Consider the following 19,053-nt stretch of genomic DNA (forward strand, 5'->3'; position numbering starts at 1 on the left):
GACTTTTACCCAGAATAAAACAGAAGGAACAGGAGGAATTTCCATGGCAGAAATGATGCAACGGGTCGTGCTGGCACGCCGCCCGCAAGGCGAACCGGTCGACGAGGATTTCCGGCTTGAAGAGGCGCCGATGCCCACGCCCGGCGACGGCGAGGTTCTAGTCCGCGTCACCCATATGTCTCTCGACCCCTACATGCGGGGCCGTATGGACGACGCCAAGTCCTATGCCAAGCCGGTCGAGATCGACCACACGATGGAAGGCGGCGCCGTGGGAGAGGTGATCGCCTCCAACCACCCGAATTTCGCCCCCGGCGATTTCGCCTTCGGCATGTTCGGCTGGGCCAGCCACGGCTGCCTGCCGGGCAAGGAACTGCGCAAGCTCGACCCGGCCCACGGCCCGGTGACCAACGCGCTCGGCGTGCTGGGCATGCCCGGTTTCACCGGCTGGTTCGGCCTGACCGAATACGGCAAGCCGAAGGCGGGCGAAACCCTGGTCGTGGCCGCCGCCACCGGCCCTGTGGGATCGATGGTCGGCCAGATGGCGAAACAATTGGGCCTGCGTGTTGTCGGCATCGCCGGCGGAGCGGATAAATGCAAGCTCGCCAAGGACACGTTCGGCTTCGACGAATGCCTCGATCACCGCGCCTATGACGACGCCAAGGCGCTACGCGCGGCGCTTAAGGACGTCTGCCCGAACGGCGTCGACATCTATTTCGAAAACGTCGCCGGCAAGGTCCTGGAAGCGGTGCTGCCGCTGATGAATGTCGGCGGCCGCATTCCTGTCTGCGGCATGATCGCCTGGTACAATGCCGGGGCGCTCGGCGGCAATCAGCAGGGCGAAAAGGACCAGTTGCCGAAGATGTGGCGCACGATTCTGGTCAACCGGCTGCATGTGCACGGATTCATCATCTCGGATCATTTCGACCGCTACCCGGACTTCCTGTCTGATGCCGGACCGCGCGTGGCCGGTGGCAAGATCAAGACGGTCGAGGATATCGCCGAAGGGCTTGAAAACGCGCCGCGCGCCTTCATGAACATGCTGAAGGGCGGCAATTTCGGCAAGCAGATCGTCAAAGTGGCGGAATAAAATCCGCCTGCGCGTGCCGCGGGCGGGAAAAGGGGGGCCTTGCCCCCCTTTTGGCCTTCGGCCAATTCACCCCCCAGGGTATTTTCACCAAGAAAAAGCAAGGGCGTTTTCCCCTTCCTGCCCAGCGCGAATGCTCCGGTGGTTCGGGGCAGCGCACCCGGGGCGGTTGTGCGCCCCGAGACGAAGCGAAAACTGCGCGCCCTGAAAGGACGCACAATTCCGGTCAGGCGGCGCGGTTGCCAGCCATCACCCGGGTCAGGTGATAATCGGTATCGCCCAGCTGCGCGTCCAGCATCACCAGGCGCTTGGCGTAATGCGAAATCGGGTATTCCCAGGTCATCGCGATGCCGCCATGCATCTGGATCGCTTCCTCCGCCACAAGGCGCGCAGCGCGGCCGATCATGTTCTTGGCCATCGAGGCATAGCGCGAAGCGTCTTCGCCGCCCAGTTCCGCCGCCGCCTTGATCGTGATCGAGCGGGCCTGTTCGATCTCGGTCAGCATGTCGACCGCGCGGTGCTGCAGCACCTGGAACTTGCCGATCGGAACGCCGAACTGCTTGCGCTGTTTCAGGTAATCGACCGTGGTCGCATGGGTCACGTCCATCGCGCCCACTGCCTCGGCGCAGAGCGCGACGATACCGGCATTGATCGCGTCCTGCATGGCATCCCCCGCATCGGCCATCAGCAGACGCGCCGGAGTGTCATCCAGCAGGACCTCGGCCGCGCCGCCGCCTTCCATCATGGCATAACCGGTCACGTTAGCATCAGCCGCCTGCACCTCGAACAGTGCCAGCGTGCCGTCGAGCTTGGCCGCGATCAACAGAACATCGGTGGCCTGGCCGCCATAGACGGTGCTCTTGCGGCCCGACAGGGTGAAATTATCGCCCTTCGCGGTCGCTGAGCAGGCGATCTGATCCAGTTCATAGGGCGCGTCGATCTCGGTGAAGCCCACCGCGTATTTCGTCGCGCCCGACAGCAGCGCTTCCTGGTCCTCGCCCGCAGCATTCAGCAGGCGCGAGGCCATCAGCGCACCCAGCACCGGTTCCGGGGTCAGTTGGCGGCCCATCGCTTCGAACACCACCGAGATGTCGAAACCGGCGCCGCCGAAGCCGCCCGCGCTTTCTGGGGCTAGCGCGAAGAGCGCACCCAGTTCGGCCAGTTCGTCCCATTTCGACGGGTCGTGGAACGGCGCCTCATAGGCCACCTTGTTGCGGTGTTCCACGGGATATTGTTCTGCCAGGTAGCGGTTCAACGTGTCGCTGAGCATCTGGCGGTCTTCGGTCAGATTGAAATCCATCGTCTCACAGCTCCAGCATGGTCTTGGTCAGGATGTTGCGCTGGATCTCGTTCGATCCACCGAAAATCGAGGTCTTGCGGTTGTTGAAATACCGCGCCGCGTTGTTGGCGGTGTCGGCCGGGCCGAACATCAGGTTGCCGTCGTTGACGTAACCCGGGAAGGGCGCGGCGGCCGGGCCAAGCGCGCGGCGGGCCAGATCCTTGAGTTCCTGGTTGATCACCGTGCCCTTGATCTTCAGGATCGAGGTTTCCGGCCCCGGCGCGCCCTGTTGCTGCGCCTTGAACAGCATCCGCAGGTTGGTGATCTTCATCGCTTCGAGGTCGATTTCCGCCTGCGCCACACGGGCGGCGAAGAGCGGATCCTCGATCAGCGGGCGACCATTGCGCTGCACCTTAGCCGCCAGCGCCTTGACCTCTTCCAGCGCCTGCATCGAAAAACCCACCCCGGCGATGCCGGTGCGTTCATGGGTCAGTAGGTACTTGGCGATGGTCCAGCCCCTGTTTTCCTCGCCCACCAGGTTTTCGTACGGCACGCGCACATCGGTGAAGAACACCTCGTTCACCTCGTGACCGCCCTCGATCAGCTTGATCGGGCGCAGCTCGATCCCCGGCGTCTTCATGTCGACCAGGATGAAGCTGATGCCCGACTGCTGCTTGGCGTCCGGGTCGGTGCGGCACAGGCAGAAGATCCAGTCGGCATGCTGGCCCAGCGTGGTCCATGTTTTCTGACCGTTGATCACCCATTGGTCGCCATCGCGCACGGCGCGGGTTTTCAGGCTGGCAAGGTCCGACCCGGCGCCCGGTTCGGAATAGCCCTGGCACCACCAGTCGGTGCCGTCCAGGATACGCGGCAGGTAATGATCCTGCTGTTCCTTGGTACCGAATTTCTGCAGCACCGGCCCCAGCATCGACAGCCCGAAGGGCACGATGCGCGGCGCGTAGGCGCGGCAGCATTCCTCTTCGAAGATATGGCGCTGTACCGGGGTCCAGCCGGGGCCGCCGAATTCCTTCGGCCAGGTGGTGGCAAGCCAGCCCTTGGCGTTCAGGATGGCATGGTATTCTTCCATAATTTCCTTGGTCAGCTCGCCCCCCGAACGCACCGCGTCGGAAATGTGGGCGGGCAGGTTTTCGGCAAGGTAACTGCGAACCTCGTCGCGGAACGCGATGTCCTCTGCGGAAAAGCTCAGATCCATCACTCAGGCTCCCTTGTTCAGATCGGCGAAAGTGGTGCCTTCGTCCGCCATCTTCTGCAGCAGCGGCGGCACCTGCCAGTAATTGGCGTCTTCCTTGGCGTATTCGGTGATGCGGGCGACCAGTTCCTTGGCCCCGATCGTATCCGCGTAGTGCAGCGGGCCGCCGCGGAAACGCGGGAAGCCGTAGCCGAACAGGAACACCATATCGACATCGACCGGGCGCTTGGCGGTGCCGTCTTCGACCACGCGAGTTGCTTCGACGATCATCGCGGTCATGTAGCGGTCGACGATTTCGGCATCGGTGAAGGTGCGCGGTGTGATGCCCTTCTCGGCGCGCACCGCGTCGATGATCTTGGCCACTTCCGGGTTGGGTTCCGGCGCGGCGTCGCCGTAGATGTAGTATCCCTGCCCCGCCTTGCGGCCGAACCAGCCGTTTTCGCAGATCTTGTCGGCCACGTCGCCGGCATAGCGTTCGTTCGGATCGCGGGTCGCCGCCTTGCGCTTGCGGGTCATCCAACCGATATCGAGCCCGGCCAGATCGCCCACCTTGTGCGGCCCCATGGCAAACCCGAAGCCTTCCAGCGCATCATCCACCTGCTGCGGCGACGCGCCGTCCAGCACCAGATAGCTGGCGGTTTTCGAATAATGCGCCAGGATACGGTTGCCGATGAAGCCGTCGCAGACCTGCGCCAGAACGCCGACCTTCTTCAGCCGCTTCGCCAGCGCGAAACCGGTGGCCAGAACATCGGGTGCCGTTTTCGCCCCCTGCACGATTTCCAACAGCCGCATCACATGGGCGGGGCTGAAGAAATGCAGCCCCAGCACGTCCTGCGGACGGTCGGTGCTGTCGGCGATTTCGTTGACGTCCAGATAGGAGGTGTTGGAGGCGAGGATCGCGCCTTCCTTGCAGATGGTGTTGAGCTTGCCGAAGATGTCCTTCTTCACGTCCATCTGTTCGAACACCGCCTCGATCACCAGATCGACATCGGACAGTACCTCCAGCCCCAGCGACGGTTCCAGCATCTTCAGCGCGGCGTCTTTCTGCTCGGCGGTCATCTTGCCGCGCTTCACCGCGCCTTCGAGGTTCTTGGTGATCGTCGCAACGCCGCGATCTAGCCCTTCCTGCGCGACTTCGACCAGACGCACAGGAATGCCCGCCAGCAGGCAGGAGGTGGCGATCCCCGATCCCATCGTGCCGCCGCCGATCACGCCGATCTTATTGATCTCGCGACTGTCGCCCTTGGCTTCGGGGATGCCGGACACGGCACGTTCGCCGAAAAACGCATGGATCAGCCCGGCGCGCTGCGGGGTCTGCATCGAATCCAAGAAGGCCTGGCGTTCGATCTTCAGCCCCTCTGTCAGCGGCAGGGACGAAGCCGCCACCGCCTCGACCACCTTGTGCGGCGAAAAGAGGTGCGCCTGCTTCGCCTTCAGCTTCGCGGCGGTGTCTTCCAGCGCCTTGTCGTCGCGTTCGACCTGCAGTTCACTGGTGCGGCGTGTCGCCAGCTTGCCGTCCAGAACGTCTTGCGCGGCCTGCAGGGCGGCCTCGCGCGGGGTGGTATCGACCAGACGGTCGATCACACCTTTTTCCAAGGCTTCCTCGGCCTTCACCTGACGTCCCGACAGCGCCATGTCGAGCGTGAAGGGAATGCCAGCGATGCGCGGCAGCCGCTGCGTGCCACCGGCGCCGGGCAGCAGCCCCAGCAGAATTTCCGGTAGGCCGACGCGCAGCCCCTTGATGCCGATGCGGGCATGGGTCGCCATGCCCAGTTCGAAACCACCGCCAAGCGCGGTGCCATGCATGACCGAAATCACCGGGATCTGGCTGGCCTCGATGATGTTATAGACATCCGGCAGCGCCGGCGGCTGCGGCGGTTTGCCGAATTCGGTGATATCGGCGCCGGCGACGAAGGTACGGCCCTCGGCATAGATCGCGATGACCTTGGCGGTGCCTTCTTCGTTCAACCGGGTGATCGCATCCTGCAAGCCCTGCCTGACCACCTGCCCGGTGGCGTTCACCGGTGGATTGTCGATGATGATCAAGGCAATGTCGCCCTGCCGTTCGATGGAAATCTTTTCGTTTACCTGGGTGACATCGGTCATCTGGCTGCCTCACGCTCCTGCAATCGTACAGAGGGATACAGGCCGTCCAGCGGCCTCCTCCTTCGCGGCCAAACTAAAGCGAAGCGACAGGCGCGTCAACGCGCGGAATTTTGTTTTGCACAGCAGAACGAAGCAATGACGTCAGGTTACGAGATGATCTCGAACCGGTTCACGTCGACCAGCCCCCGGTCGGTGATCTTGAGGTTCGGGATCACCGGCAAGGCAAGAAAGGCCAGTTGCAGGAAGGGTTCTTCCAGCGTGACGCCAAGCAAACGTGCCGCTGCACGCAGATGTTCGAGCTTTTCCTTTACCGCCTCGAACGGGTCAAGGCTCATCAGCCCGGCCACCGGCAGGGCCAGTTCGGCCAGCACCTTACCATCCCGCGCCACCACGAAACCGCCCTCGATTTCCCCCAACCGGTTGGCGGCCAGCGCCATGTCATCGTAATCGGCCCCCACCACCGCGATATTGTGGTGGTCGTGACAGACGGTCGAGGCGATGGCGCCATGCCGCAGCCCAAAGCCGCGCACGAAACCGGTGGCCATGTTGCCGTTCTTGCCGTGCCGTTCGATCACCGCGATCTTGATCAGGTCGCGACCCGGATCGGGGCGCTTGTCGCCGTCTTCGATCGGGATCACCTCGTGCAAATGCTCGGTAATGATCTTGCCTTCGATTATGCCGATCACGTCGGTGTCTTCGCGGTTGCCCGCAGTGCGGAAATGCTGCGCAGTCACCGTCGGCGCGTTGACCGAATGGCGCCCCACCGGCGGGATCGTGTCGCGCGCGGCGAAGGCTTCGTCTGTCACCTCGACACCGCCACAGAGGACCCTTTGCACATCACAGTCTTCAAGGCTGGTCAACGCCACGATATCGGCGCGCTTGCCCGGGGCGATGAGCCCGCGATCCTTCAGCCCGAAGGCTTCGGCCGCCGACAGACTGGCGGCGCGATAGGCGGCCAGCACCGGCGCGCCCAGCCCGATCAGGCTGCGGATCATGTAATCGAGATGGCCGTATTCGGCGATGTCGAGCGGATTGCGGTCGTCGGTGCACAGGCACAGGTAAGGCGCGGTGCGGTCGGTCAGCGCCGGCGCCAGCGCATGCATGTCCTTGGACACCGACCCTTCGCGGATCAGCACCCGCATCCCCTTGCGCAGCTTTTCCAGCGCCTCCTCGGCCGTGGTCGCTTCGTGTTCGGTGCGGATACCGGCGGCGATATAGCCGTTCAGGTCCTTGCCCGACAGCAGCGGGCAATGGCCGTCGATGTGTTTGCCGCGGAACAGGTTGAGCTTTTCCATCACGCCCGGGTCCTTGTAGAGCACCCCGGGGAAATTCATGAACTCGGCCAGCCCAATGCCTGTCAGATGGTCCATCAAGGGGACCAGATCGGCGGCTTCGATCCTTGCACCGGCGGTTTCCATTTCGGTCGAGGGCACGCAGGAGGACAGTTGCACCCGAATGCTCATCAGCGTGTGCAGCGCGGCCTGCTGGAAATATCGGATGCCGTCGGGGCCGATCACATTGGCAATCTCGTGCGGATCGCAGATCGCGGTGGTGACCCCGCGCGGCAGCACGCAGCGGTCAAATTCGAACGGCGTGACCAGCGAGCTTTCGATATGCAGATGGGTATCGATGAATCCGGGCACCAGAATCTGGCCCGACACGTCGATCACGCGCTTGCCCTCGTAGGCCGCGCAGGTGCCGACGATGGTATCGCCGCAGATCGCCACGTCGCCGTCGAGCAATTCGCCGGTGACGAGATCGAGCACCTTGCCTCCGCGCAGCACGATATCGGCGGGCTCCACCCCGCGCCCCTGATCGATCAGCTGGTCCAGTTCCGCCATCATGCTCTCCTGTCTCCGGTTGCGCGCCGAGGATGCCACGGAACCGGAGGGGAGGCGAGGCGCGATCAGCGTTTTTTCAAGGCATCCGCCAGCGCCGCGCCAAGCGCCCCGTTCGCCGCGCTGTCCGTCTTGCGCTGCGGCGGCTTGGCCGAAGATTTGCCAGAGGGCTTGCCGGAGAACTTATCGCGCCCACGCCCGTCACCGCCGCGCGCCGGGCCGGGTTTGCCGCCATCCTTGCGCATCGACAGACCGATCCGGTTGCGCGGCACATCGACCTCGGTCACCCGGACCTTGACGATATCGCCCGCCTTGACCACCTCATGCGGGTCCTTGACGAAACGGTCGGCCAGCTGGCTGACATGGACCAGCCCGTCCTGATGCACACCGATATCGACGAAGGCGCCGAAGGCGGCGACGTTGGTGACGGTGCCTTCCAGCGACATGCCAGGTTTCAGGTCCTTGATGTCCTCGACCCCCTCGGCGAAGCTCGCCGTCTTGAAGCTGGGGCGCGGGTCGCGGCCGGGCTTGGCCAGTTCCGACAGGATGTCGCGCACGGTGGGCAGGCCGAAAGTGTCGTCGGTGAAATCCTGCGCGTCGAGGCCCTGCAGGCACTTTTCATCGCCCATCAGGCTGCGCAGATCGCGGCCGCAGGCGGCGACGATGCGGCGCGCCACGCCATAGGCTTCGGGGTGCACGGCGGAGGCGTCGAGCGGTTCTTCACCATCGTTGATCCGCAGGAACCCGGCACATTGCTCGAACGCGCGCGGGCCCAGCCGCGCCACATCAAGCAGCTGCTTCCTTGTCCTGAACGCGCCATTGGCGTTGCGATGGGCGACGATGGCTTCGGCCAGCGATTCACCCAGCCCCGACACCCGCGCCAAGAGCGGCGCCGAGGCCATGTTCAGGTCGACCCCCACTGCGTTCACCGCATCCTCGACCACCGCTTCCAGCGCGCGGCCCAGTTGATACTGATCGACATCGTGCTGGTACTGGCCGACGCCAATGGATTTGGGTTCGATCTTCACCAGCTCGGCCAGCGGGTCCTGCAGGCGCCGCGCGATCGACACCGCGCCGCGCAAGCTGACATCGAGATCGGGGAATTCCCGCGCCGCCAGTTCGGACGCGGAATAGACCGAGGCGCCGGCTTCACTGACAACCACCTTGGTGGGTTTCGCCCCGGGAAGGTCGCGCAGCAGGTCGGCGACCATCTTTTCGGTTTCGCGGCTGGCGGTGCCGTTGCCGATGGCGATCAGCGCGGCATCGTGCTTGCGGATCAGCGCGGCCAGCGTTGCCTGCGCCCCACGCAGATCGTTCTTCGGCTGGAACGGATAGATCGTGTCGGTATCCAGCAGCTTGCCGGTGGCATTGACCACCGCCACCTTCACCCCGGTGCGGATACCGGGATCAAGCCCGATGGTCGCCTTCGCCCCGGCCGGCGCGGCCAGCAGCAGGTCCTTCAAATTACGGGCAAACACCTTGATCGCCTCGTCCTGCGCCCGCTTGCGCAGATCGCCCATCAGGTCGAGCATCATGGTCAGGCTCAGCTTCACCCGCCAGGTCCAGCCGGCGGTCTTGCGCAGCCACTGATCGCCGGGGCCGTCACCCGACACCTGCAACACCGCCGCCACCATCGCCTCGGCCCGCGCGGCGCCGGTTTCGGGGTCGGGCGCGACATCGACGCTCAACACGCCCTCGTTGCTGGCCCGCATCATCGCCAGCGCCCGGTGGCTGGGCACGTCGGCCCATTTTTCGCGATGATCGAAATAGTCGGAAAACTTCGCGCCCTTCTGTTCCTGCCCCTCGATCACCCGGGCGCTGATCACCGCCTCCTTATGCATGAAATCGCGCAACCGGCCGATCAGGTCGGCGTTTTCGCTCAGGGTTTCCGCGATTATGTCGCGTGCGCCGTTGAGCGCATCTTTGACGCTTGGCACCGCTTCGGTGACATAGGACTGCGCCAACGCCTCGGGATCGGCGCTCCGATCCGACAGGATCGCGTCGACCAGCGGACCAAGCCCGTTTTCCCGCGCGATCATCGCACGGGTCCGGCGCTTGGGCTTGTAGGGCAGGTAAAGGTCTTCAAGCTGCGCCTTGGTTTCGGCCCCCGCGATTGCCCGCGCCAAGTCGTCGGTCAGCTTGTCCTGTCCCTTGATCGATTCGACGATCGCGGTGCGCCGCGCCTCCAGTTCGCGCAGATAGGTCAGCCGGTCGGACAAGAGGCGCAACTGCGTATCGTCCAGCCCGCCGGTCACTTCCTTGCGGTAGCGCGCCACGAAGGGCACCGTCGCGCCTTCGTCCAGCAATTGCACTGCGGCCCCCACCTGCTCGGGGCGGGCGCCGATATCGGTGGCGATGGTGCGATGGATGCGAAGCGAAACGTCTTGGGCCATGAGGATCCGGTGTCTAAAGATCAGGGAGCGCCACAATAATCCCCCCGCCTGCCCGCGCAAGGGCGAAAAAAACCGCCCCGTCCCCGTCGGCTTTTCCTGGCCAAAATACCCCGAAGCGCGAGGCAGAGCCTCGCAATCGCGCGTCAGCGCTCATCCTGCGCGCCTGGGACGGGCGCACAATCCGGCAAGACCCGGACAGAAAAAACCGGGCGTCGAAACGCCCGGTCCAGGTGATAAAAGACTGAATAGGAAGGAAATATCAGCCTTTGGAAAATTCGGGATAGGCTTCCATGCCCATTTCCGCCATGTCCAGACCGTTGATTTCGGTCTCTTCGTCGACCCGCAGACCCAAGACAGCCTTCAGGACGAACCAGACCACGGCCGATGCGACCACGGTGAAGATACCCACCACGACAATCGAATACAGCTGCGTGCCCAGCGACGCCTCGGAATTGGTGAAGACAACCGCGATGGTGCCCCAGATACCGGCCAGCAGGTGAACCGGGATGGCTCCGACGACGTCGTCGATCTTCAGCTTGTCCAGGAACGGCACCGCGAAGACCACGATCACGCCGCCGACCATACCGATCAGGGTCGCTCCGCCCAGGGTCGGGGTCAGCGGTTCGGCGGTGATCGACACCAGACCGGCCAGCGCGCCGTTCAGCGTCATGGTCAGGTCGGGCTTCTTGTACAGGACCTGGGTCAGGATCAGCGCGATGATGGCGCCGCCCGCCGCAGCGGTGTTGGTGTTGGCGAAGATGCGCGACACGTCGGCGACGTCACCCACGGTCCCCATGGCCAGTTGCGAACCGCCGTTGAAGCCGAACCAGCCCAGCCACAGGATGAACGTCCCCAGGGTGGCCAGCGTCAGGTTCGAACCCGGGAACGGGTGCACCTTGCCGTCCTTGTACTTGCCAAGACGCGGACCGAGGATCAGAGCACCGGTCAGAGCGGCCCAGCCCCCCACCGAGTGCACGACGGTCGAACCTGCGAAATCCAGGAAACCGGCTTCATCCAGGAAACCGCCGCCCCACTTCCACGACGCCTGCAGCGGGTAGATGACCGCGGTCAGGACGATGGTGAAGATCAGGAACGGCCACAGCTTGATCCGTTCGGCCAACGTGCCCGACACGATCGAGGCGGTGGTGGCGCAGAACATCAGCTGGAAGAAGAAGTCCGACCCGGTCGATGCGTAGCTGTAATCGTCGGCCGCATCGGCGGTCACGCCGACAGCTTCCAGCACGCCGGGGCCCCAGACGCCCGACAACACGCCGTCGATAGACCAGCTGCCCAGCGGATACATCAGATTGTAGCCGATCAGGTAGTAGAAGATCGCGGCCAGCGAGAACAGCGCGATGTTCTTGGTCAGCTGCATGGTCACGTTCTTGGAGCGCACCAGGCCAGCTTCCAGCATAGCGAAACCGGCGGCCATCCAGAACACCAGGAAGCCACCGACCAGGAACAGCAGCGAATTCAGGATGAAGACGGTGTCGGTCGAAGCGTTTACCCCCGGGACCGGACCTTCGTCCTGAGCCAGGCCAAGGCTGGGCAACGCGACGAATGCCGCAGCCAAGCCGAGTTTCGTGATACGGTTGATTTGCATTTCCTTAATCCCCTATCCGCGACTTACAGCGCGTCTTCGTTGGTTTCGCCGGTACGGACCCGCACGGCCTGCGCCACGTCCAACACGAAAATCTTGCCGTCTCCGATCTTGCCGGTGCGCGCGGTGCTGGTGATGGTTTCGATCACCTGGTCGGCCATTGAGGCGCTCACGACGATTTCCAGTTTGACCTTGGGCACGAAATTCACCGCGTATTCGGCACCGCGATAGATTTCCGTGTGACCCGACTGAGAGCCGAAACCCTTGATTTCGGTCACCATCATGCCGCGCACGCCGATGTCGGTCAGCGCCTCGCGGACCTCCTCGAGCTTGAACGGCTTGATTGTTGCAATGATGAGTTTCACCTTGATCCCCTTGTCACTATGCTGCGGGAACCCCCGCCAGATTGCAGGACCAAGGAAGCCGGGTCCGGGGCGTTGCGTGAAGCGACAAGCCCGGCTTCGTGTTGAAACTCAGGCCGTTTTGCATATTTTTTAGTCGATATGACCTGGATGCCTATTATTTAATCATCCACGAAACGATTTCAGGGCAAACAGAAAGCCTCAACATTCCCGACCACGGCCTGTATCATGCCCAAAACGACGAGCCGAGCAGGACAAGATCATGAGCGATTCAGGTCGGAAAAGGCCGCCCCTTGTGGCTGAACGACGATATCCGGGATCCACCCGGAGCAAGCCGAAATCGACGAAACCCAAGACGGCGAAACCGAAGCCCAAATCGGCCAAGCCGAAGCGCCGCGCGGCGCTGCGCAAGCCGGCGAAAACCACCGGAAACCCGATTTCGCGGCTCTTCAGGCGGCTTTTCGGCCTGATCTTCCGCGTCATCTGGGGGTTCAGCTGGCGTATCGGCACGGTGGTGGCGCTGCTCGTGGCGCTGGCGGTGGGTTATATCTACAGCACGCTTCCGGCCGCCGAAACGCTGCTGGACGGCCGCGCCAAGGGGTCGGTCACGATGACCGACCGCAATGGCGAGGTGTTCGCCTGGCGCGGCGACCAGTTCGGCGGCGTGGTCACCGCCGATTCCGTATCGCCGCATCTGAAAAACGCGGTCGTCGCGACCGAGGACAAGCGCTTCTATCGCCATTTCGGCATTTCTCCGCGCGGCGTCGCCAGCGCGATCCGGATCAACCTGCGCGAAGGCCGCGGCCCGCTGTCGGGTCACGGCGGGTCGACCATCACCCAGCAGACCGCGAAACTTTTGTGCCTTGGCGTGGAATACGACGCCGACGATTGGGAGAGCGAAGCCGCATACGAAGCGGACTGCCGCCAGGGATCGCTGTGGCGCAAGGTCAAGGAAGCGATTTTCGCCCTGGCGATGGAAACCAAGTACAGCAAGGACGAAATCCTCTCGATCTACCTCAACCGCGCCTATATGGGCGGCGGCGCCTATGGCGCCGAGGCCGCGTCGCAGCGCTTCTTCGGCAAACCCGCCGCTGCCGTGACCCCGGCCGAGGGCGCGATGCTGGCGGGGCTTTTGACCGCGCCGACCTCGCTGGCGCCGACCAACAACCTGGAACGTTCTCAGAACCGCGCCGCCGTGGTGATCGGGCTGATGCGCGACCAGGGCTACCTGTCGGCCTCCGCCGCGCAGGACGCGCTGAATCACCCCGCCGAACTGTCCTCGGCCGCCAAAGCGCGGGCGGGCGGCTATTTCGCCGATTGGGTGATGTCCTCGGGGCCGGAATATTTCACCCGCAACACCCGGTCCGACGTGGTGATCCGCACCACGCTGGACCAGCGCATCCAGAAAGCCGCCGAAGACGCGATGACCTACATCTTCTCCGAGAAGGTGAAGGAAGGATCCAAGGCGCAGGCGGCAATCGTGGTGATGTCGGCCGACGGCGCGGTGCGCGGCATGGTGGGCGGGCGCGAAACCAAGGTCGCGGGCGTGTTCAACCGCGCCACCACCGCGAAACGGCAATCCGGTTCCGCCTTCAAACCCTTCGTCTATGCCACCGCGCTGGAACTGGGCTGGTCGTCGAACGACACGGTGATGGACGAACCGCTGACCATCGACATTCCCGGATCGGGCCCGTGGTCGCCGCAGAACTACGACAGGAAGTTCCATGGCGAGGTGACCCTGACCGAAGCGTTGCGCAGTTCGCTCAACATCCCGGCGGTCAAGGTGGCGCGCGCCGCGGGGCTGGACAATGTGCGGCGGGTGGCCGAGGGCTTCGGCATCCGTTCCGACCTGGCGCAGGGGCCCGCCCTGGCGCTTGGCGCGTCGGAAACAACGCTGCTCGAAATGACCGGCGCTTATGCCGGGATCCTCAACGGCGGCAGTTCGGTGGTGCCTTACGGATTGGTCGAATTGCGGATGCAGCATGACGAGGATCCGCTGATGACCGCGACCGGCGGAATCCGCGAACGGGTAATCAGCGAAGACGCAGCCCGCGAACTGACATGGATGATGTATAACGTGGCGACCCGCGGGTCGGGACGTCGCGCCAACCTGCCGGACCGCGAAGTCGCCGGTAAGACCGGCACCTCCTCCTCTGCGAAAGATGCCTGGTTCATCGGCTTCACCGCCGATTACGTTGCCGGTGTGTGGATGGGGTACGACGACAACACCCCGCTGACCGGCGTCACCGGATCGGGGCTGCCCGCCGAGATCTGGCATGAAACCATGAGACGCGTGCACGAGGGCATCGACCCGAAACCCCTGCCGATGCTGCGCGACGGCGCGCCCGCCAGGAATGGCGGCACCACGGACGGCGGCGGCACCCGCAACGGGATCAATCAACTGCTGCGCGATCTGTTGGGGCCGCGAAACCGCTAGGCCCGGCAAATATCACAGGTCATTAAAAAGGGGGGCGAAAGCCCCCCCTTGTCGCATCCTATGGTCCGGATCAGCTGAGCTTGCGCAGATCCGCGATCACAGCGTTGAGATCGCCCCGGCGCTGATCCAGCATCGCGCCGATTTCGGTGCGTTCGGTCAGCAGCATGTTGATGCCCTCGATGAACAGATTGAAGAACCGCGCCGACCCGCTTCTGTCCGACACCAGGAACACCACCTCGAACGGTTTTTCGCCGCGCAGATGGGCTGTGGTTTTCACCTCGATGAAGCTTTTGATCGCCCGCGCCGAATTCACCACGATCTTGCCGCCAATGAATTCACGGAACCGCTTGCCGTATTTGACAGAGATATAGCGCTGGAAAACTTTGGTGAATTCGTGCATTTGCGCCGCGCTGGCGCTGCGGGCATCGACGCCAAGCGCATAGCGCGCGATGGTAGGCACATCGGCGTAACGGGCGAAGATCCTTTCGAATTCCTTGTACATCGCGGATTCCGATTTGCCTGAATCGATCACCGCGTTGATGTCGGCGACCAGTTTGTCGACCAGCGACTTGGCGCTTGACGCGCTGAGCGCGAAGGCGGGCATCGGCACCGCGGCAGCCAGCGCAACCGCGCTGATCTGCGACAGGAAAGACCGGCGAGACGGATTATTCAGCATAAGGGTCCTCGTACGGATCAAAATACGGATCTGAATAGGGATCGGAATAAGGGTCCGAATACGGATCCACATAGGTATCCGATCCGCCGCCGCCAAGTTCGAAGCGGCGATTTTGTGTATAAAGCAGCCGCCCCTGCGCATAACTGTCGGCGCTTTCATACAGGATTGAATCCACCGTATCGGCATACCGGCCGCGATCGCCGACCTTGGACACGACCCGCGCCGCGGTACCGTAATACTTCTCGGGACTGGGAATGACGTAGGACAAAGGATCGGTGAACAGGTCGACAAACTTGCCCACCGCATCGCGTTCGTTCGAAGGCCCCAGCAACGGCAATTCGACATAGGCGCCTTCGGACGCGCCCCAGACATGCAGGGTTTCGCCGAAATCGGTATCGTCCTTGTTCACGCCGAAATCGGCCGCCACGTCGAACATCCCGCCAAAGCCCAGCGTCGTGTTGACGACGAAACGGTACAGGTTGATGCCGAATCCTTTCGGATCGCCCTGCAGCAAATGATTCACCGCCATGCTCGGTTCGGACAGGTTGTCGGCGAAATTGGCGACCCCGTCCTGGATATCGTCGGGCACCACGCTGGCATACCCTTTGCCGGCCGGCCGCAATACTGCGCGGTCCATGGCACGGTTGAACGCGTGGGTTTCGCGGTTGGCATCTTCATACGGATCGAAGACCCCGCCAGACTTCAATGCGGCGGGATCCACCGGCGTGCACCCCGCCAGAGCCAGCCCAAGACAAAGCAGGACAGACTTTACCCCGGCGGGTCGCTTGTGTTTTCTGCTGTTAACCGTCAATTGTTCAACCGAATTCTGATTATTGAACGTGTATGTAATTCATGAATGTTCCGATCTCAGCCCGCCGGGAAGCGGTTAACACTTCTCTGTGGCAGATAAGAGACATAGGAATCTCTTTCGCGCTTTATATAGCAGCGGGTCTCCTCCGACTATGCTGCTGACCATAAGATTTGTAAAAAGGTCGGTATGACACGGATGCAGCACAGCCAGACAGAAAAAGGCAGGCAGGAACTGCTGGACGCCCGGCGCGAAAGCCGCGGGCTGTACTGGAGCGTCGCGCTGTTCAGTTTCTTTGTGAACCTACTGATGCTGACCAGCCCGCTTTACATGCTGCAGGTCTATGACCGCGTGCTGGGCAGCCGGTCGGTCGAAACGCTGTTCAGCCTGACGCTGCTCGTCGCCTTCCTGTTCCTGATGATGGGTATGCTGGATATCGCCCGGACGCGGATCATGGCGCGGGTCGGCGCCCGGCTTCAACAAAGGCTGGACCGGCGGGTATTCAACGCGGTGATCCGCAAGGCGGCGGTGAAACCGGATGAACATTCGGCCACCGGACTGCGCGACCTTGAAGCGGTGCAAAGGCTGATCAGTTCCCCGGCCCTGACCGCGTTTTTCGACATTCCCTGGACGCCATTTTTCCTGTTCGGCATCATGATCTTCCACCCGTGGCTGGGTTATCTGGCGATCAGCGGCGGGTTCATCCTGATCCTGATCGCCGTCGCGAACCAGATCTTCACCCGGCAACCGACGGCGCAGGCGAACCAGGCGGCGGTGCAAGCCGAACATATCGCCGCGCAATTGCAGGCCGAGGCGGAATCGGTTCAGTCGATGGGGATGCGCGAAGCGACATTCCACCGGTGGCAGCAAAGCCGCAACAAGGCGCTGAGCGATTATATCTCGGCCAACGATTCGGGCAGCGGGTTTTCCGTCACGACCAAGGTTTTCCGGCAGTTCCTGCAATCGGCGATGCTGGGGCTTGGGGCCTATCTGGTACTGCATGGCGAAATGACACCCGGCGCGATGATCGCCGGGTCGATCCTGATGGGCCGGGCGCTGGCCCCGATCGAAATGCTGATCAACCAGTGGCCGGTGGTTCAGCGCGCCTCGAAAGGCTGGAACAACCTCGCCGAACTTCTGTCGCTGATCCCGCCCGAGGGCACGCGCACGCCGCTGCCCACCCCTAAAGCCCGGCTGGAAGTGCAAAGCCTGACCGTGGTGCCCCCAGGCGAAGCCCAGGCGACCTTGCGGATGGTCAACTTCACCCTGCCGCCCGGGACCGCCCTGGGCGTGATCGGCCCGTCGGGTGCCGGCAAATCGTCGCTTGCGCGGGCCATTACCGGGCTGTGGCGGCCGGCGGGCGGCAAGATCAGGCTCGATGGGGCCACGCTGGACCAATATGATCCGACGGTTCTGGGCCAGTTGATCGGCTACCTGCCACAGCGGGTCGAGCTGTTCGACGGCACCATTGCCGACAACATTGCCCGGCTGTCGCCCGAACCCGATCCCGAAAAAATCGTCGCCGCCGCCAAGCGCGCCGATGCGCATGACATGATCCTGAAGCTGCCCAACGGCTACGACACCCGCGTGACCGCTTCGGGCGGCCGGTTGTCCGGCGGACAGATCCAGCGCGTCGGACTGGCCCGCGCGATGTATTCCGACCCGGTAATCCTGGTGTTGGATGAACCCAACTCCAATCTCGACAACGAAGGATCGATGGCGCTGAACTCGGCAATCAAGACGCTCAAATCCGAGGGAAAATCGGTGATCATCATGGCGCACCGCCCGGCGGCGATCCAGGAATGCGATCTGCTGCTGATGCTGGACAATGGCGCCGCCAAGGCGTTCGGCCAGAAGGATGACGTGCTGCGCGAAGTGGTGAAAAACGCCCAGCAGATCCAGAAATCGACGGGACAGGGGGGCGTGAGATGACCAATCCGTCCCCGAAACCCTTTTCCGTTGCCGTACCGCTTTTCATCGGTTTCCTTGCACTGGCCGTGCTCGTGGGGGGCTTTGGCGTCTGGTCGGTCGTGACCCAGATCGCCGGCGCCATCGTCGCTGGCGGCCAGATCGAGGTGGATCAAAACCGGCAGGTGGTACAGCACCCCGATGGCGGGGTGATCGCGGAAATCCTTGTCGACGAGGGCGATTTCATCGAGGCCGACCAGCTTCTGATCCGGCTCGATCCAACCGAGCTCAAATCGGAACTGGTCATCGTCGAAGGTCAGCTTTTCGAACTCATGGCCCGGCGCGGGCGGCTTGAAGCCGAACAGAACAGCAGTTCCGCAATCAGCTTCGACCCGGCCCTGCTGCGGGCGGCGGAAGAAAACGACGAGGTGAAGGACCTGATCGCCGGCCAGGTGCGGCTTTTGCAAGCGCGCGACGAATCCGAAAAACAGGAAATCGATCAGCTTGAAAAGCGCGTGGCGCAGATCCGCAGCCAGATCGAAGGGGTCGAGGCACAGCGCGTGGCGCTGACCCGGCAGCTGAGCCTGATCGAAGAGGAACTGGCCAACCAGCAATCGCTGCTTGACCGGGGGCTGGCGCAGGCCTCCCGCGTGTTGTCGTTGCAGCGCGAAGAGGCACGGCTGAGCGGACAGGTCGGCAACCTGATAGCCCAAGCGGCGCAGGCCGAGGGACGGATTACCGAAATCCAGATCGAGATTCTGAAACTCGACACCGGCAGGCGGGAAGAAGCGGTTTCCCGCCTGCGCGACCTCCAATACCAGGAACTGGAACTGGCCGAACGCCGCCGCGCGCTGCTGACCCGGCTCAACCGGCTGGATATCCGGGCGCCGGTTTCGGGCATTGTCTATGGTCTTCAGTTCTTCACCCCCCGTTCGGTTATCCGGCCCGCCGACCCGGTGTTGTACCTGGTGCCGCAGAACCGCCCCCTGGTGATCGCGGCGCAGGTGGAAACGATCCATATCGACAAGGTCTATCCCGGTCAGGACGCAACCCTGCGTTTCCCGGCGCTGGACCAGCGCTCCACGCCGGAACTCAGCGGGCGGGTTTCGAAAGTGTCGGCGGATGCCTTCACCGACGAAAAAACCGGCCGGTCGTTCTATCGTGCGGAAATCCTGATGAATGACGGCGAAATGGCAAAGCTCCCCGAAGGGGTGACACTGGTGCCCGGCATGCCGGTCGAAAGCTTCATCCGAACCGCCGACCGCACGCCGCTGGCCTACCTGATAAAGCCGCTGACCGACTATTTCGCCAAGGCGTTCCGGGAATGATCGCCGTTGCCGCGCGAACCGGGC

13 protein-coding genes are annotated in these 19,053 nt (G+C 63.2%); 4 read left to right on the forward strand and 9 right to left on the reverse strand.

All coding sequences use genetic code 11. The annotated features are described in order from the left end of the window. Positions 1-43 precede the first annotated feature (43 nt). Positions 44-1,087 (forward strand): NADP-dependent oxidoreductase, encoded by a 1,044-nt coding sequence (locus tag IT775_RS17475; protein WP_212702525.1) that lies wholly within the window; start codon positions 44-46, stop codon positions 1,085-1,087. A 223-nt stretch (positions 1,088-1,310) separates the two neighbouring features. On the opposite strand, the gene IT775_RS17480 is transcribed toward IT775_RS17475, so the two are convergent. The 7 genes from IT775_RS17480 to IT775_RS17510 form a co-directional block, all read right to left on the reverse strand. Then, the gene (locus IT775_RS17480; protein ID WP_212702526.1) at positions 1,311-2,384 is read right to left on the reverse strand and encodes an acyl-CoA dehydrogenase family protein; all 1,074 of its coding nucleotides are present in this window, start codon (positions 2,382-2,384) and stop codon (positions 1,311-1,313) included. A 4-nt stretch (positions 2,385-2,388) separates the two neighbouring features. Next, the gene (locus IT775_RS17485; RefSeq protein ID WP_212702527.1) at positions 2,389-3,576 is read right to left on the reverse strand and encodes an acyl-CoA dehydrogenase family protein; all 1,188 of its coding nucleotides are present in this window, start codon (positions 3,574-3,576) and stop codon (positions 2,389-2,391) included. Positions 3,577-3,579: 3 nt separating this feature from the next. Continuing rightward, complete coding sequence (locus IT775_RS17490) at positions 3,580-5,679, reverse strand: 3-hydroxyacyl-CoA dehydrogenase NAD-binding domain-containing protein (protein WP_212702528.1); 2,100 nt, start codon at positions 5,677-5,679, stop codon at positions 3,580-3,582. A gap of 146 nt (positions 5,680-5,825) precedes the next feature. After that, the gene (gene ade / locus IT775_RS17495) at positions 5,826-7,520 is read right to left on the reverse strand and encodes an adenine deaminase (RefSeq protein WP_212702529.1); all 1,695 of its coding nucleotides are present in this window, start codon (positions 7,518-7,520) and stop codon (positions 5,826-5,828) included. Between the two features lie 65 nt (positions 7,521-7,585). Then, positions 7,586-9,910 (reverse strand): Tex family protein, encoded by a 2,325-nt coding sequence (locus tag IT775_RS17500; protein ID WP_212702530.1) that lies wholly within the window; start codon positions 9,908-9,910, stop codon positions 7,586-7,588. Between the two features lie 259 nt (positions 9,911-10,169). Further along, complete coding sequence (locus IT775_RS17505) at positions 10,170-11,513, reverse strand: ammonium transporter (protein ID WP_212702531.1); 1,344 nt, start codon at positions 11,511-11,513, stop codon at positions 10,170-10,172. Positions 11,514-11,536: 23 nt separating this feature from the next. After that, the gene (locus IT775_RS17510) at positions 11,537-11,875 is read right to left on the reverse strand and encodes a P-II family nitrogen regulator (RefSeq protein WP_212702532.1); all 339 of its coding nucleotides are present in this window, start codon (positions 11,873-11,875) and stop codon (positions 11,537-11,539) included. Positions 11,876-12,134: 259 nt separating this feature from the next. Between IT775_RS17510 and IT775_RS17515 the strand changes: the two genes are divergently transcribed. Next, a complete protein-coding gene (locus IT775_RS17515) occupies positions 12,135-14,309 on the forward strand; it encodes a transglycosylase domain-containing protein (protein ID WP_212702533.1) in 2,175 nt (724 codons plus the stop codon). 70 nt (positions 14,310-14,379) lie between these two features. Here the strand turns inward: IT775_RS17515 and IT775_RS17520 are convergent, their stop codons facing one another. Further along, positions 14,380-14,985, reverse strand: coding sequence for an MlaC/ttg2D family ABC transporter substrate-binding protein (locus IT775_RS17520; RefSeq protein WP_212702534.1), 606 nt, complete (start codon positions 14,983-14,985; stop codon positions 14,380-14,382). Beyond that, positions 14,975-15,706 (reverse strand): MlaA family lipoprotein, encoded by a 732-nt coding sequence (locus tag IT775_RS17525; protein ID WP_343231161.1) that lies wholly within the window; start codon positions 15,704-15,706, stop codon positions 14,975-14,977. The genes IT775_RS17520 and IT775_RS17525 overlap by 11 nt, the downstream gene beginning before the upstream one ends. A gap of 285 nt (positions 15,707-15,991) precedes the next feature. On the opposite strand from IT775_RS17525, the gene IT775_RS17530 reads away from it, so the two are divergent. Both IT775_RS17530 and IT775_RS17535 read left to right on the forward strand, forming a co-directional pair. Beyond that, the gene (locus IT775_RS17530) at positions 15,992-17,725 is read left to right on the forward strand and encodes a type I secretion system permease/ATPase (RefSeq protein WP_212702574.1); all 1,734 of its coding nucleotides are present in this window, start codon (positions 15,992-15,994) and stop codon (positions 17,723-17,725) included. Beyond that, positions 17,722-19,029: an HlyD family type I secretion periplasmic adaptor subunit gene (locus IT775_RS17535; RefSeq protein ID WP_212702535.1), complete on the forward strand. Its 1,308-nt coding sequence runs from the start codon at positions 17,722-17,724 to the stop codon at positions 19,027-19,029. The genes IT775_RS17530 and IT775_RS17535 overlap by 4 nt, the downstream gene beginning before the upstream one ends. Positions 19,030-19,053 lie beyond the last annotated feature (24 nt).

It is taken from the genome of Thalassovita aquimarina (assembly GCF_018219815.1).
Lineage (GTDB): Bacteria > Pseudomonadota > Alphaproteobacteria > Rhodobacterales > Rhodobacteraceae > Thalassobius > Thalassobius aquimarinus.

Excerpts from the sequence above, each read along its gene's own strand:
- IT775_RS17475 (WP_212702525.1), top strand. The coding sequence starts at position 44 with ATGGCAGAAATGATGCAACGGGTCGTGCTGGCACGCCGCCCGCAAGGC.
- IT775_RS17480 (WP_212702526.1), bottom strand. The coding sequence starts at position 2,384 with ATGGATTTCAATCTGACCGAAGACCGCCAGATGCTCAGCGACACGTTG.
- IT775_RS17485 (WP_212702527.1), bottom strand. The coding sequence starts at position 3,576 with ATGGATCTGAGCTTTTCCGCAGAGGACATCGCGTTCCGCGACGAGGTT.
- IT775_RS17490 (WP_212702528.1), bottom strand. The coding sequence starts at position 5,679 with ATGACCGATGTCACCCAGGTAAACGAAAAGATTTCCATCGAACGGCAG.
- ade (WP_212702529.1), bottom strand. The coding sequence starts at position 7,520 with ATGGCGGAACTGGACCAGCTGATCGATCAGGGGCGCGGGGTGGAGCCC.
- IT775_RS17500 (WP_212702530.1), bottom strand. The coding sequence starts at position 9,910 with ATGGCCCAAGACGTTTCGCTTCGCATCCATCGCACCATCGCCACCGAT.
- IT775_RS17505 (WP_212702531.1), bottom strand. The coding sequence starts at position 11,513 with ATGCAAATCAACCGTATCACGAAACTCGGCTTGGCTGCGGCATTCGTC.
- IT775_RS17515 (WP_212702533.1), top strand. The coding sequence starts at position 12,135 with ATGAGCGATTCAGGTCGGAAAAGGCCGCCCCTTGTGGCTGAACGACGA.
- IT775_RS17520 (WP_212702534.1), bottom strand. The coding sequence starts at position 14,985 with ATGCTGAATAATCCGTCTCGCCGGTCTTTCCTGTCGCAGATCAGCGCG.
- IT775_RS17530 (WP_212702574.1), top strand. The coding sequence starts at position 15,992 with ATGCAGCACAGCCAGACAGAAAAAGGCAGGCAGGAACTGCTGGACGCC.
- IT775_RS17535 (WP_212702535.1), top strand. The coding sequence starts at position 17,722 with ATGACCAATCCGTCCCCGAAACCCTTTTCCGTTGCCGTACCGCTTTTC.